Source organism: Flavobacterium tegetincola DSM 22377 (assembly GCF_000425485.1).
In the GTDB taxonomy this organism is placed as follows: Bacteria; Bacteroidota; Bacteroidia; order Flavobacteriales; family Flavobacteriaceae; genus Flavobacterium; species Flavobacterium tegetincola.
Window position 1 is genome coordinate 1 of the sequence record NZ_AUDN01000039.1, and the last position, 14,102, is coordinate 14,102.

19 protein-coding genes are annotated in these 14,102 nt (G+C 32.5%); 9 read left to right on the forward strand and 10 right to left on the reverse strand.

Translation table 11 applies throughout. The annotated features are described in order from the left end of the window. Positions 1-598 precede the first annotated feature (598 nt). Positions 599-727, forward strand: coding sequence for a hypothetical protein (locus H602_RS20535; protein WP_425402323.1), 129 nt, complete (start codon positions 599-601; stop codon positions 725-727). A 280-nt stretch (positions 728-1,007) separates the two neighbouring features. On the opposite strand, the gene H602_RS18580 is transcribed toward H602_RS20535, so the two are convergent. Further along, on the reverse strand, positions 1,008-1,214 hold the full coding sequence (locus H602_RS18580; RefSeq protein ID WP_084404232.1) for a transposase: 207 nt from the start codon (positions 1,212-1,214) through the stop codon (positions 1,008-1,010). Positions 1,215-2,132: 918 nt separating this feature from the next. Between H602_RS18580 and H602_RS19365 the strand changes: the two genes are divergently transcribed. From H602_RS19365 to H602_RS0109345, 7 genes are all read left to right on the forward strand, one after another. Further along, positions 2,133-2,891, forward strand: a complete 759-nt coding sequence (locus H602_RS19365; protein ID WP_084404233.1) for an energy transducer TonB — start codon at positions 2,133-2,135, stop codon at positions 2,889-2,891. Beyond that, on the forward strand, positions 2,888-3,259 hold the full coding sequence (locus tag H602_RS18590) for a hypothetical protein (RefSeq protein WP_026977759.1): 372 nt from the start codon (positions 2,888-2,890) through the stop codon (positions 3,257-3,259). The genes H602_RS19365 and H602_RS18590 overlap by 4 nt, the downstream gene beginning before the upstream one ends. Positions 3,260-3,456: 197 nt before the next feature. Further along, positions 3,457-4,152, forward strand: coding sequence for a hypothetical protein (locus tag H602_RS0109325; RefSeq protein WP_026977760.1), 696 nt, complete (start codon positions 3,457-3,459; stop codon positions 4,150-4,152). Positions 4,153-4,197: 45 nt separating this feature from the next. Beyond that, positions 4,198-5,217 (forward strand): hypothetical protein, encoded by a 1,020-nt coding sequence (locus tag H602_RS0109330; RefSeq protein WP_035759332.1) that lies wholly within the window; start codon positions 4,198-4,200, stop codon positions 5,215-5,217. 281 nt (positions 5,218-5,498) lie between these two features. After that, positions 5,499-5,705 (forward strand): hypothetical protein, encoded by a 207-nt coding sequence (locus H602_RS0109335; RefSeq protein ID WP_026977762.1) that lies wholly within the window; start codon positions 5,499-5,501, stop codon positions 5,703-5,705. 398 nt (positions 5,706-6,103) lie between these two features. Next, positions 6,104-6,412 (forward strand): hypothetical protein, encoded by a 309-nt coding sequence (locus H602_RS18595; protein ID WP_035759335.1) that lies wholly within the window; start codon positions 6,104-6,106, stop codon positions 6,410-6,412. 45 nt (positions 6,413-6,457) lie between these two features. Further along, the gene (locus H602_RS0109345) at positions 6,458-7,384 is read left to right on the forward strand and encodes a hypothetical protein (RefSeq protein ID WP_026977763.1); all 927 of its coding nucleotides are present in this window, start codon (positions 6,458-6,460) and stop codon (positions 7,382-7,384) included. A 113-nt stretch (positions 7,385-7,497) separates the two neighbouring features. Here H602_RS0109345 and H602_RS0109350 read toward each other — a convergent pair whose 3' ends face one another. The 9 genes from H602_RS0109350 to H602_RS20215 form a co-directional block, all read right to left on the reverse strand. After that, positions 7,498-7,794 carry a hypothetical protein gene (locus H602_RS0109350; RefSeq protein WP_026977764.1) on the reverse strand — a complete coding sequence of 99 codons (297 nt, stop codon included), beginning with the start codon at positions 7,792-7,794 and terminating at the stop codon, positions 7,498-7,500. A 200-nt stretch (positions 7,795-7,994) separates the two neighbouring features. After that, positions 7,995-8,231, reverse strand: coding sequence for a hypothetical protein (locus tag H602_RS18600; RefSeq protein WP_035759339.1), 237 nt, complete (start codon positions 8,229-8,231; stop codon positions 7,995-7,997). Positions 8,232-8,245: 14 nt separating this feature from the next. Further along, on the reverse strand, positions 8,246-8,980 hold the full coding sequence (locus H602_RS0109360) for a hypothetical protein (protein ID WP_026977765.1): 735 nt from the start codon (positions 8,978-8,980) through the stop codon (positions 8,246-8,248). 3 nt (positions 8,981-8,983) lie between these two features. Next, the gene (locus H602_RS0109365) at positions 8,984-9,676 is read right to left on the reverse strand and encodes a hypothetical protein (RefSeq protein ID WP_157505012.1); all 693 of its coding nucleotides are present in this window, start codon (positions 9,674-9,676) and stop codon (positions 8,984-8,986) included. A 187-nt stretch (positions 9,677-9,863) separates the two neighbouring features. Continuing rightward, the gene (locus H602_RS0109370; protein WP_026977767.1) at positions 9,864-10,550 is read right to left on the reverse strand and encodes a hypothetical protein; all 687 of its coding nucleotides are present in this window, start codon (positions 10,548-10,550) and stop codon (positions 9,864-9,866) included. Positions 10,551-10,698: 148 nt separating this feature from the next. Beyond that, positions 10,699-11,046 (reverse strand): hypothetical protein, encoded by a 348-nt coding sequence (locus H602_RS0109375; RefSeq protein WP_026977768.1) that lies wholly within the window; start codon positions 11,044-11,046, stop codon positions 10,699-10,701. 11 nt (positions 11,047-11,057) lie between these two features. After that, the gene (locus H602_RS0109380; protein WP_157505014.1) at positions 11,058-12,107 is read right to left on the reverse strand and encodes a hypothetical protein; all 1,050 of its coding nucleotides are present in this window, start codon (positions 12,105-12,107) and stop codon (positions 11,058-11,060) included. A gap of 36 nt (positions 12,108-12,143) precedes the next feature. Further along, complete coding sequence (locus H602_RS0109385; RefSeq protein ID WP_051224355.1) at positions 12,144-12,896, reverse strand: hypothetical protein; 753 nt, start codon at positions 12,894-12,896, stop codon at positions 12,144-12,146. Further along, a complete protein-coding gene (locus H602_RS20215) occupies positions 12,893-13,720 on the reverse strand; it encodes a hypothetical protein (protein WP_035759342.1) in 828 nt (275 codons plus the stop codon). The genes H602_RS0109385 and H602_RS20215 overlap by 4 nt, the downstream gene beginning before the upstream one ends. A 159-nt stretch (positions 13,721-13,879) precedes the next feature. On the opposite strand from H602_RS20215, the gene H602_RS19650 reads away from it, so the two are divergent. Then, a partial coding sequence (locus tag H602_RS19650; protein ID WP_281170777.1) for a phage integrase N-terminal SAM-like domain-containing protein occupies positions 13,880-14,102 on the forward strand: 223 nt, incomplete at its 3' end.

Genomic DNA, 14,102 nt, shown 5'->3' on the forward strand with positions numbered 1-14,102 from the left:
CAATTATTAAGTAAAATGGCTTATCGTTAAGTCAAATCTAATTTAGATGATATTTTAAATTAACTTCCTTAATTTAATAATGTAAATATTAAAGGAAAACATAATTTGGTTAGGATGAATTTCAAAAATTAAAGTGTAAAGTAATCTAACATGTTCAAATTTTAACTCTCAAAAGCAATATAAACTTTAAAGATTTACTATATTTACAATATAAGAATTGAAATTATTTTGTATCGATGCAAAATCGAGACCCTATAAGATTTATAAATGTAGAAAGTAGTGTTTACAAGCCTTAACAAGGATAGTTGCAAACCCTCTTTTTCCGCACAAAAAATCCTAAATGGTAGCAAAACCCTTTAAATCTTATGATTTAAAGGGTTTTTTCTTTTGCGGAAGTACCATATAATGCATTCAATCTTAATTAAGACGATGCTAAATCGAGACCCTAAAAAAACACGGAAATCAGGGTCTCGATAAAACATCGTAAACAATCAAAAGAAACTCGTAACCAAATGAGCAGAAAGCTGTTTAAAAAATGTACATCTTGTTTGTTATTGATTAAAGTTCGACATTGAATAGTAATTAAAAGGTCACCACCATGATAGCAAAAATCACACTGCATTTCTATGCAAAAAGTACAAAAGTCAATACGTCGGGCTTACTTCCAATTTATGTGCGTTTAACGGTTAATGGAAAAAGGTTAGAGTATAGCACTAAAAATTTATAGATAAATCTAAATGGTCAATTCAACTATCAAAAATGAAAGGCACTACTGAAAGTGCCCGTTCAATAAATAGTTATCTTGATTTGGTGAAAGCAAAGATTCTCGATATTCAGATTTTTGCATGACTTTTAATAATACCAAATATCATCGACCGCTATTGGAAATCGAAGATTCATGAATACAAAAAAATAAACGTAAGCACGTGAATAAAAAATGCCGACTGCTTCTTTTAATATATCTCGTTCTAATTCAGCTTCTTTTAATCTCGCCTCCAATTCGCTAATTAATTTTTGTTCAGTTTTCTATTTATAATTCCATTAGCATGAAAACTACCAACACCAAACTTATCGTAATCCGCGCGCCATTTATAAAGCATGCTAACTCGGATACCTAATTCTCTGGCTAATTCGGTTATGTTGGAACGTTCATTGCTTAGTTCTACAGCTTTTATTTTAAATGCTGCATCATAAATTTTTCTCTCATTTGTCATAAGTTAAAATTAAGTTTTTTTCTCTTAACTTAAACTCCTAGCTAAATTAGTAATATCCAATTTTACGCTATAAGTTTCGGCAACACGGGAATTATAGTTTATACATTTAGGTTACGCTAAGATTCCTTTTAGAGAAAAATTATAAAAGTATGAGTATAAAGAAAAATTATTTTTTATTTAAAGAAGAAAGATTAAAATATACAGCTTAAAATAATAATAATAATAATAATATAGATAACGAACAAATAAGCATCAACAATCAAATTTTATATTTTATTAAAATTAAAGCCATCATTAAGGAAAATTGTAAAGTTGAAGCCGTTAAATCGGTTCACGAAAAAGCAAATATTAGCTTGGCCGAAGCAAAAAATAGTGTTGATAACATAGCAAAATAAAATTATACTAACCCACAAATTAGCTATCCATTAGCAGACATTTTAGCAAACAATGCAACCCAATTAAATTTAACAGAAATTTTAGCACTTGTAAGTCAGAATAAAAAAGTAGAAGCTGTTAAATACGTGAAAGATCTTTTGCATCTTGGATTAGCCGATGCATAAGATATCGTTGAGAACCTACAAGTTGCTAATTTTGGTCGTTTAACTAAGTCCGCCAATGTTAGTGAAGGTGGAAGCATAAATGCACAGAAAAGCAATAACTCTGCATTTAACTCACTGAGGCTTGCGTTAGGGATTGTAAGGGTTTAGTGCCAATTTTTATTGGTACCGTAGCAAAGCGAAGCCCTGCAAAGCCCGACCCTTTTTAGGGTAACGCCCAAAAATTTTAAAAATATTTTAAAGTTCATAAGCGAATAATTACTTGTAAGCAACGGATAAAAAGAAAAACCCAACGTTTATGAAGCCGTCAATTTATTATTGGAGTAGAATTTTACCTTAGTCTCTCAGAACCTAAGAAAAAATGAAAAATATAAAATGCAGAATTCTAACGTTTCTACTTATTTTAAGTACGATGAGTAATTTTGCCCAAACGAAAAAATTAGTAGAATCATTTAAAGTTGGTACTGTGGGCTACAATTTATATTCCCAAGATGGCAAACCAAATTTAGGTGTAGCAGATACTTCATTTTACTTGTTATATCGAGTAGGAAACACTAAATTAATTGCTAAAGAAATTAAAAAAATTACAGAAAAAAGTAGCGGTGAAGTTCATTTGAACACAATCTATGAGATTTTTCCTAAATCTATCATTTTTAAAAGAGAAGGTTTTACCGATGACGCCTACAGAAAGTATACACAAAATAATAAAGGACTTTTATCATTTAAAAAATACGGCGTACCAGTTGCTATGACGCCACCCCCACCAAGTTCTGGTACTGTAAAATATGCAGTAGAAAATACTGGCGAACCTAATCAAGTTGATATTTTACCAGAATATCCTGGCGGAATAAATAATGCTCGGAAGTTTGTTGGCGAACGCGTAGAATATCCGTCGGAAGCACTTGAAAATAATATTGAAGGTACGATTATCGTCACTTTTGACATTGCGCAAGATGGAAGCATCACAGAAGTTAAAATTGATAAAGGTTTAGGTTATGGTTTAGATGAAGAAGTGGTGCGGGTGATTTGGACAATGCCTAAATGGAGTCCAGCTAAACTTGATGGAAAATATGTTAAGTACAGAATGCGCATGCCTATTAGTTTTAACCTTGGCGAATGAGCAATAAACAGGTAATTATAGTCTACATCATTAGTTTACTTTTACTCCTTGCAAATGTGATTGGCGATGCGCTTTATAAACTGAGCATAGCTGGATATTGGAGCGATAGAATTATGTTTTGGCTATGGTTTTTTGGCACTTTTTATATCATAATTAAATACTGGAAAAAATTAGCCACTAAAATATATTTTGGAATATTAATAGCAGGTATAATTTTAAGCATTTTACCAATGGCGATTCCATTTTTCGCAATTGCATTATCCACAACTGGAGGTGGCTTACATTTTAAAAAACAAATTACGCCAGCGTACCGACTTCAAATAGTTGGGTGTAATTGGAAGACCATTGATGGTGATTGTGGAGAATAAAGGATTAATAGAGAAACGAATTGCATAAGCCAATCAGCATATCGCGCTAACCGACAGCACTAGGATAGAGATTTGGTCAATCCGAGATGTAAAGTTTATCAGCTAAACCGATAGTAGCATGACGATTCAGTACTATGGCGATGACGTAACGTCTAAAATGACTTTACTAAAAAACAATTAATATAAATAAAACACTCATGAAAGTAAAATCTAAAATGTGGTTAATGTTGCTTATTTTGCCATTAGTATCCTGCCAAGAGCACGATTTTGATTTGGCTGAACTTACGCTTCCAATGGCTAAAGAGGAGATTACTGAAAAGTTTAAATTTAAAGAAGCTTCAGATTTTGCTGATTTAAATTCGATAAGGGTTAAGGATGAAAATGCGCTCTATTTTGGAGATGAGAAACTTTCAGGAAGCATGGTTGACGAAGATTCATTTTTCGGAACCAATAAGGTGACCTTTCAAGTGAGTAAAAAGACGGGGAAAATTGAGTCGTACGAATTGAGCTTGGCAACGAAAGATGAATCGCTGAAGTTAGAAAAGGCTTTAATAGAAAAGTTTGGCGAAGCTGATTACCATTATGATGACAAAAAAGATTTTAGTTTCAGAATATGGGAATCTAATCAAAACACTTATTTTCTAGAGATTAATCATACGCCAGTTTATAATGGAAAAAAAACAATCTCTGCAGATTTGCATGTGGTCAATAACAAAAATGAGGTGCTTTATAAGTATTACATCGCTGGTGGTTTTGGGTATTATAGTGATTACTTGTACGAGAAAAATAAACCAGAGTATCAAAATCAAAAATATACTTACAAGGATTTTGTGAATCAAAAACAAAAGGAAGATGGTAATGACAGTTACTTTGTGAAAAACTATGTTAAATAAATCAAGTAATCCTCAAACTTCTTTAATAACGGTCCAAAAAATATTATGAAAAACATCATCCTCATTATAATGGTTTCCCTGTCTCTACAATCTTGCGGACAAAAAAAGGAAACCTATTGGCAAATTGCAAGTGTTTACAGCCCAGATGAAAAACCAATTAAGGGTATGAAAGATTTTTATTTGGATCAAATTTTCCAGAAAAATTTCAACTTTAGAAAGCGAAACGATAGTCTGTTTTTTGAACTACCAGAAAAATTTGAAATCATTCTCAAGAATTTTAAAAGCCTCAGTCAGCTTCATTTAGAAAAGGAGGAATATTTTAAAATGGAAAATCATGAATTTGATGGCGACAAGTTTCTAATAAAATTCATGGATAATACTTCAACAGATCCAAAATACAGCATCATAGAATTTAAACAAATTTCACAAGAGGACTTTGAAAGGAATATCGCAAAAAATGTTGCGCATGAGCAGGAGGTTGCAAAAAAGATGAATGCTTTAAAAGCAGAATTAGCAAAGCAATCGCCTATAAATTTAAATGCGGTAAAAAAACTCCCGTTGAAAACGGCAGTAATAAGTAATGATAAAGCTGATCATGAGATAGCATTACTTATTCCTGAAGAAATTGAATTAAAAGAAACTGGAAGTGTAAACAATGAGCAACTCGGGAAAATTTTGGTTGGCACATTTCAAAAAAATTCTAAAATATATGACATCGTACATCCAAACATTGACTATGGATTGAAACAGGTAAGTGTCTGGGTTTCTACCGATCCTACTCCTTTTCACATAGAAGATTATTCTTCCAAAAATCCTGAAATGTTTATTGTCAAAAAAGAAAAAAACAATATTGTAGGATATACAATCAGATACGATGAGTACAGCGACCAAGCAGTAGTACAATCGTTTTTTAGTTTAAAATATTTCAAATCGGGCAATTCTCACATCTTCATTTTTGCTGATGTTAATCGACGCCAAACCAAGAATTATCCAAATGCTGACGAAATGAATAAAATCATCAACTTTAACTATTTAATGTCGGAGAATTTAAGTTTAAAATTATAATAACAAGTAAAGAAGACTCTAATTAACAATGTGGGTACCCACAATTTTCCTCCTATCCGTTGATTTAATAACTTATGTTGTGATGAAATCTGCTTATTATACATGAGAATAAACCTGGATGATCTCGACAATTATATTAGTTTTCATAATTTTTTTTATCGTCTAATGCATGTTAAATTTTGATATGTCTAGAGATTAGAAAAATGAGGATTGGTAATTCTGAAGTCTTTAAGTATATGAGGAAAAGTAATCATTTACAATAACGTACAAATAATAGCAGAATGGGACTATCGGCATTAATCATTATCATCATTTTAGTGATTTCTTTTTTTGTATTCAACACGAAATACTCAATTGGCAAGAAGATATTGATTTTAGTAATTGCTCTAATTATAGTTTTTGCCGCAGTTGCAGTCGTATTCATTACAGGTTTTGAAAGAGGTATGGATCCAAGGAGAGAAACTATTGATACGTTTCAAAATAAATAGAAATCACATCGAACAATGGAAATAATTGCAGGAATTATCATCGTTATTCTAATGATATTTATTTTGTATTTAACACAAAATACTCCATTGGTAAGAAAATAGCAATGATTGTAATTGCCTTGATTATTCTCTTTACTGCTATGGCATTTATTTTAAGAATAAATTTTGATAGCGGAAGGGACTGAAAAATGAATGATGAACTAAAAAAACAAATAGCAAGATGAAAGTAAAATTGTCAAAAGCTAGATATCTTTGATCTACAGATTTCATAAGATTGGGAAATTGGTATTAGTTAAATAATAGAAAATCGCAATGAAAATGATTTCAAAGAATATTTTGTTTCAAATGAACACCTAACTTTACCGTCTCCCATCTAAAATGTAAAATAATATTAATCAATGAAGACAAAACCGCTATACTTACAAATTTTAATTCGGCTGGCATTTTTAATAGTACCATTACTTGCTTTATATTTTTTGATTGTTTTTAACTACGATCCACACAAACATTGTGTTGGCGATGAACATCGCCACACCATGGGACCCATGCTTGGCTTTGTGATTTTCAGTGGTTTTATCGCTGGGTTTTGGCTATTGGGGATAATTGTAGAATTGATTTACAAACATTTTGATAAAAACAAAAAGTTGGCTTATTGGCTGATATCTTTAGTAGTTATGGCAAGTTTAGTAGCGCTATTTTTTATCTAACTATGGAATTTTCGGCACTAACGCATCATCAATAAAAACAAATCCATGAAAAAAATATATCTATCTACGCTCCTACTTTTTACTGTGGTCATCACTCACGCACAAAGCTTTGATGTGAGAAAAATAACTTTAAAAAGCGATGTCATTTTGTTTTGCGAACAAAAGAATATAATTGACTCCAGCAAAATCATCAATGATTATACGAGCAATTATTTCTATAAAATTACCGCTGTTGATAACATCATAAAAAATAAGACAGGTTTCGATTGTAAAAAAGCAGAAATTAGGGTGGCTATACAGGATGAAGATTATTTAGTTAATTTAAGTAATTGCGCTCCGGCAATAGGTTATCCATTTGAAATGAATAAAAGTTATTATGAAATCCTTTTCTTAAAAAAAATTGGCAAACAATATCAAATTATTGGTTTAGTCAAAAACAACGATAGTCGAGCCGTTTGGCAAAGACTGATTGACGATATAAAATCAGTTGCTTCCCTAGAAAACCTGAAAGTACCCAAAGAGCGATACAGCAAAACCATTTATTGGTTTATAGCACATGGCATTAATCCAACTGCAGATTTCTTGACCTACTACAAGCAACAAGGTATTTTGAAAACCGACACCGCAGAATTAACAGAACAACAGTTGGCAAATGCATTAGCTAATTTTTTGGCAGAAAAAACAGATTTATTGGCTCTTATTGCTAAAAAATATCCTGAAGTAATTAGGGACCATTATTTGGATAAACTAAAAAGCATTTACGGAACAGCAGATGAATATAGCTATTCCAATTGCTCAGATTTTCAAGATGCAATCAGAATATTGACCAATAATTTTAATGACGATTACGACGACATCAATTACGTAGCGACTGATTTATTGGACAGTGAACTTTCTTATTATGAGAAAGGAAATATCATGTCGGCTCTAATTAAAATAGTGGAGAAAGGCGATTATGAAATGAAATTATAAGGAAAAACCTTCAAAACAGGCATTTATAAAAACACAAACTTTTCTAGCTTTACAATACATTTAAGTCACACCTTTCATTTCGAATGGCTATTTTCAGGTTGAAAACCTTAAAATTAGGGTATAGTTTGCATCACCGTCATAGAAAAGAGTTTACCATTTTTTAAACACCAAATGGCATCATAACTATCCGAACCATCTGCACCACTAACTGCCAGATAAATCTCTTTCTGTTTGCCGATGTAAACTTCTGTTTGGTCTAGGTTGATTTCATATAACTTAGAAAAAGCATTTTTAGGGAAGTAATAGACGCCAGCTTTGGTTTTAACGCTCACGGATTTGATCTCGTTTATCGGAATTACACCGTATCTTCCCCATTGCTCTGGATCTATTTTCCTTGCTGAATTCTCCAATGTTTCTTGTTTGCTTTGATCAACTTTTGTCTCTATGGAGAGCTCAAATTCTTGATTTTTGAAAATGAATTTTTCTTCAGATACTTGCTCTGCTGCAACCTCCTTTAAATCAACTAAAAAAGTAATTCTACTCCGGTTTACAAAACCTCCTTTTTTTGTGTCATCTGATTTTATGAAATCTTTGATATCAGTCTTCGGCCTTATTGGGAACCATACTGCAAACCAATCCTTATTTTTAATTCATCACTAAAAGGACTAATACAGAATACTTGACCTTCTTTAATTGTACCAATAATTGGTGCTTTTGCCGATGCTGATTTACGGACGTTTGTATAGCCATCTTTGTCATAGATTACTGCCAAATCCTGAGCGTGAATGCACTGAAATGACAATAATAATGTAGAAATGACAATCGCAGTTTTTAGGTATAATTTCAAAATTTTGATGTTTTTTAATGTATAATTTTTTTCAAGTAATCATCTATACTATCTTCATTTAACGTAGTTAAAAAAAGTAATTTAGATGATTCAATAGTTCTCTTTACCGTTTTAGGTTTATTCTCTTCTTCGTTAAATTCGTTACCGCCGGTTGTTTCACTCATTTTGTGCGTAGAGAAGTTAATACGGGTACTCGACATTTCGCCGCTGGAGCGATGCAAACTACTATCATCATAACCGATCAATTCGAATTTTTGATTTTGAAATCTAAACGTGTACTCTTTATTGGTCACATACCAAGAACCGCAGCTCAACCAATATTGGTAATATATTTTAAGCAACCCTTTTTCGATAGTTATACCGCCTTCCTGCATCAGCGGATCTGCCAAACAGGTTGACTCTGCATCATTTTCTGAGGGAATAAATCCAGAATTTTTAACAACCAATTGGTACGAATTAGCAGTGGTTTTAAAAAGCACCAATAATATACGAGGATTGGTATTTAACTTATTCATCCCTAATCCTTCATTAGCAATTACATTTTTCGGGTTTGTATTTTCGATGACCATTACTTGATCCGCCAAGCCATCTTTGTTTAAATCGCCCGTTGTTTCTAAAATCATCTTCCAACCGTTTGGGATAAATGATTTTAGGGTTGCAGCAGTTGATGGTATCGTTGGATTATCGCTTTGCGCAAAGGAATGGGTTTTGAAGATGATCAAAATAAAAAGAAGTAGTAATTTTTTCATAGGTTATAATAGTTGGTAAAGACCTAAACTAGATGAGTAAAGATATGTTTTCCCATCAATAAAAACTGTTTGTGGATAAGTCATATCATCACATTTAAATTTTATAGTATTGATTTGATAATAGGCTAAATAAACAGGGTTTGGCAGTTTTCCATTATTCCACGCAATTAAAACGTCGTCGTCAAATTTAGGAATATCCTTTTTCGGTTTTAAGAAATCGATTTTAAAACGCTCATCCTGTCGTACAACTAAAGTGTTGTTTCTCACCTCAAAAAAATCACACTGGTCAGTGCTAACGATTGTATTTCCGCATGGCGCTAAACCATAAGGCTTCATTAATTTGACCTCATAATCCTGCCATATTTTAAGTCCAATAGAATCATTCAAGTTTTTAACCTCCTCTGATTTTTTACTCAAACTATCCTGAAAAACTATGTTTTTAAATCCTTCCTGTTTTTTATAATCGGGATAAAAGTATTTTTTGAGATTAAAATATAATTCTCCCTGTTTATCAATGTAAAAAGGTAGGTTCCAATCGTATTTCTCTGCTAAAAACACGTTTTTTTCAGCGTTGATTATTTTGAACGGCAGATTACTATTGTCAGGCTTCAAAAGAATTCGACCATCTTTAAGAAAAATAATTTCACTAAGATTTTCCATTCCTACAATCTTTTTAAATTTAGATTTATCTTTCAATAAATCTTCTAGAAAAGGGGTCTCGGGATGAGCATCGTCCCTTGGAAAAGGGTTGCAACCGAAAATAAACAATGTGCCGAGCAAAATAAAAGTTAACTTGTATTTATTCATGTAATTTTATTTTTTGAACCATTCTCTGGAATAAAATGTTTTTTGTCTTACGCAAATGTATATGTTTTTACGTTGATTAAAATGCTCCAAATTGTGACGATCCTCTTGATATAATCTTAGGAAAGCCGGTAATAAATTCGATACCAAGCCAACCTTTTTTTATCACAAGCTGTAACTTATCTTTTGCAGTGATATTTCTTTCCCCAATATACAAGTAAAAAAAACCTGAAATTTCTATATCTCCCAGATCAGTAACTACGGCGTGATACGTTTTTGACCTTCCGCTTCCGATAATATACCGATGCGTAATTGCTGTTTCTAAACATTTTTTATCGATTAAATACAATCGATTTATAAAGAGCAATATCACATCTGAGACCCAAAATTTAGCTATGAAAATAACCGCAATCAAAGTAAAGATGACGCTAAAGATCGAAGAAAAAAATGACTCATTTTTTGTAAAATAGTTCAAATTAAAGAAGAAGATTACCACAAAGGGTACTATTAAAAAATAATTTAAATACGCAACCCATCCATTAAATATAGGCTTTGTTAAAATGATATTTAGGTCAACTACAAGTAACGATATCATTGGAAGAAACAATATCCAGTACCACAAATTATAATCATCCAAAAGAAGACACATAATAGAAACTGGAATAAAAAACGCCGGCATTTGCCAACTTCGACCATACTTTATAAACAGGGCAGACCAAACCACAAAAAAGATTCCCGCTATAAAAAGGTAAGTCAGATTATCCATTTTACATTAAGATTTATTGTTGAAATATTGTGTAATGTCGTAAATCCAGTAGCTTCCAATCTATTGGATAAGTGACAAAAATGCTGACCAGTAAAATAATAATCCCTGCTATCGCAGTACACTTCTTGATTTCGATGTTTTTCATAAATTAATTTTGGTAAAATTTAGTAAAGTGAATTTGATTTTTTATTCCCATAAACATAAAATAAAATGTGCCTAAAATTAAGATCGCAGAAATGCTGACATCAAAAAAAGGTTGATCGCTCCAATGCTTATCTCTAACAAATTGGTTATAAGTATTTTCCTCCGCCCTTAATTCTTTAGGATAGTTTGCTGGCAGATCTTGCATGCCTAATGGCGATTTAAAATACATTTGAAAACTGGGTTTGTATTTCACAAATAGAGTAGAATCATCAAATTCGTCATCAACTTTTATTCCTAAAAGCAAAATGCTTAACGCTAAGAAAACTAGTCCGATTTTTAATTTTACATTCATCGGTTAACGGTTTATTTCTGCTTTTTCCTGATAGCATAAACCTTATACTTACTGGTAGAATAAATGGCAAAATTTAAAACCGGATTGGTATACACATTAATATGAAATGGAGAAACGGACACTTTTTTACCGTTGCTTAAATAGTAACGCGTTTTAGGAATAGCAGGAGTCGCCTCCTCCACAATCAGATTTGACTTTTTCACTTTTAGGGTATCGTTGAGTAACGGAATATCGAAATAACCAGTGCCTACCCAACCATCTACAGAAGAACTCTGCGAACCACCACCAATGGAGTGGAGATAAGTAAGCTTTTCTTCTTTTTGATAGTGTTTTAATTTATAATTTTCTACAGCATCAGGTTGTCCATCAGCACCACTGTAAAAAAAATTATCCCGATAACGTCTATAATCAAGGTCTTCATCAATACGGATGATCTTTGGAAATGGCCTGTACAATATCTGCCAATTCCCATCCATGAAATAAAAGAGTTTTTGCAAAGTCCATCGTTGGTTGTTTGTGTTGGTATTATACGATGCATCGTAAAAATAATAAGTTGCTTTGCTTACGATTTCTTCTTCTTTTTTAGCCGTTTTTTCATCGGGCCAACTTAAATCCTCGTTTAAAACAGCCATTTTTTTCTGGGTCTTATCTCCGTTTAATGGCCAGGTATCATAAGTAGAATCTTCATGATGGCGTTTATGAATGTTGTAATCGCCGATGAATATCAGATTTTCTACCCCAGAGTACGGCGCGTAAAGGCTGTCTATCACGTTTGCATTTTCATCTAACTTAAAGTAATGCAAGCCCTCTTCCTGCTGATTATCATCTCTACTTTCCTCTAAAATAACGTGTTTGTTTACGCTATAAAACAAGCGTATAGGATGTGGAGGCATGTAATTGAGCACTTCCGATAGCAACACAATTTCGAAATTATCCGACTTAAAATTGGTATTTAAAACCGAGTATTGATTGAATTCTTCCGATACAACTTTTTGCTCCTGACCTTTACAACTTTGTAATCCTAACATGGTCAACAATAAAGATATTTTTAATTTCATCATTTTCATTATTTTAAGGTGGACAAACATTTATGTTTTTTACTTAAACTCCACCAGTTTATCATTGACCAAATCATACTCATAAAACGTTCTACTTTCATCGTCTAAATACAACCAAACAATGATATTAGAATGGTCTTTATGATCTTCGGAAAGCCCTAAAATCGTATAGGAACGGCCGTCTTTTTCCCCATCTTCTATAGAATAAATCAAATCGGAATTTGCCTTTAGATTGAGTTTTACCAATTCATTTTTGGTATTGGCCAAATAATATTCCACCAAAGTGTATAAATAATCTTTAAAAGTATCGCTATAGCCGTCTTTTTCGGCAGTCCAGTATTTTAGAGGCTTTTTATGTTGCTTTCTATAATTGGCAACGCTCCCGTCTTTAATTTTTTTGGCCTCGGTAATCCATGGTCTCATTTCTAATTTTTCGCCTTCGCCGGCAATCCAAGTACTGTCTAACTTCCATTTTATCAACAATTGGTCATCCCTCAAAAAATCAACATCTTTATCCGTATTATAAATATAGGTGAACCGCTTCCCTCCTTTTTTTGCAAATAAAAGCGGATAATCGCCATTATCATCATACTCCACAAAAGTGATAGTATCTGTAACTATTTTTACGGTTTTATTCTGTCCTGCAAGGTTTTTTGCAATGGCATCTTCATCTACCTTACCTTTTTCAAGTTCTGATAATTTGGTTTGCTTTTGCTCTTTTACTTGCTGACAAGAAAGCAAACTGAAACTAATTATTAAACTTAAAAAGCACTTTTTTATCAAATTTTTCATTTGGTTTTAATCAGTTTTAATTGATATAAATCTATGTCGGAAATTTTAAAGTCCCCAGAAATGGGTTTCATTTTATCGATATTAAACGTGATAAAGCTATCTCTTTTCAACTTCCAAAAACCAGAAGTCTTAAGCGTATCTGGCGGTATATTTGGTCCATCAAAAGTAGAATTATATTGCCTAATCTGCTGTACCCTAATTGCCGAATTCGTTTTACTAAATTTTATATCTGTAAACCTTTTAATCATCCCTTCCGGAAGATTCATCGCGCTAGAATAAAAATAATTATCGGTTAAAACCTTGTAATCCATCAAAAAACCATCACACCGGTCTGTTTTGCACCAGTTGTCAAAGCCATCTTTAACCATATAAATGGTGTCGGCATTTTTAGTATAGGCTAATTTCCAATTGCTATCATTCAGCATCGATTGTATATCAAATTGTTGGTTCTTTTTCTTGAGGAAAATGGTATCGATAGGTGATTTTGCTCCTTTTGGTTTTCCACCACCAAAAGGATGGCTCATAGAGATCACATCGTTTTCGAAACCTTCTTTTTCAATAGGCTCAAAAACAAATAAAGGCGGTGCTTCCATAACCATCATTTCTGATAAAAGAAAAGCATTGTAGCGTCTTTCAGGCAAGGTAAAATGACCATCATTATCCGTAACTGTTTCGCAAACCTTACAATCTTTTATTGGTTTTTTATCGTAATCTGCAATGGTACCTGTAATCTCTGGTCTGGATAATCTGGAGATGCAAGATCCAAAACTTAAGGATACTAAACAAAGTAAAAAAGCTGTTCTTATAATTTTAAATTTACTCATGATTAAATGTAATAAAAATTAAGCAACATTTTTTGAAGAGTTGTTGAACTAAACCTTCGGTAGCGTGTCACCTGAAAATGTTAGTCCTTTGTAAAACTAATTAAAAATGAATTACAATGACAAAAAAAAGCAGATGAGTTAGTTGGATCCAACACAATTCTGAGTCGAGCCGTTGCTCAAGTTCCTGAATTTGCAGAGTTACTTCACCGATTTGAACGAGCGATGTCCATTTTAGGCAGGAGCGACAGTACCTACAGGAATTATGCCCAACATGTTGCATCAATAGCATTGCACTTTGGTAAAATCCCAACCGAATTGGATGTAGAGCAAGTCCAAGAATACTTGTATACGCTCCAAAAACGTTCCAAAACACCTTCCCAAA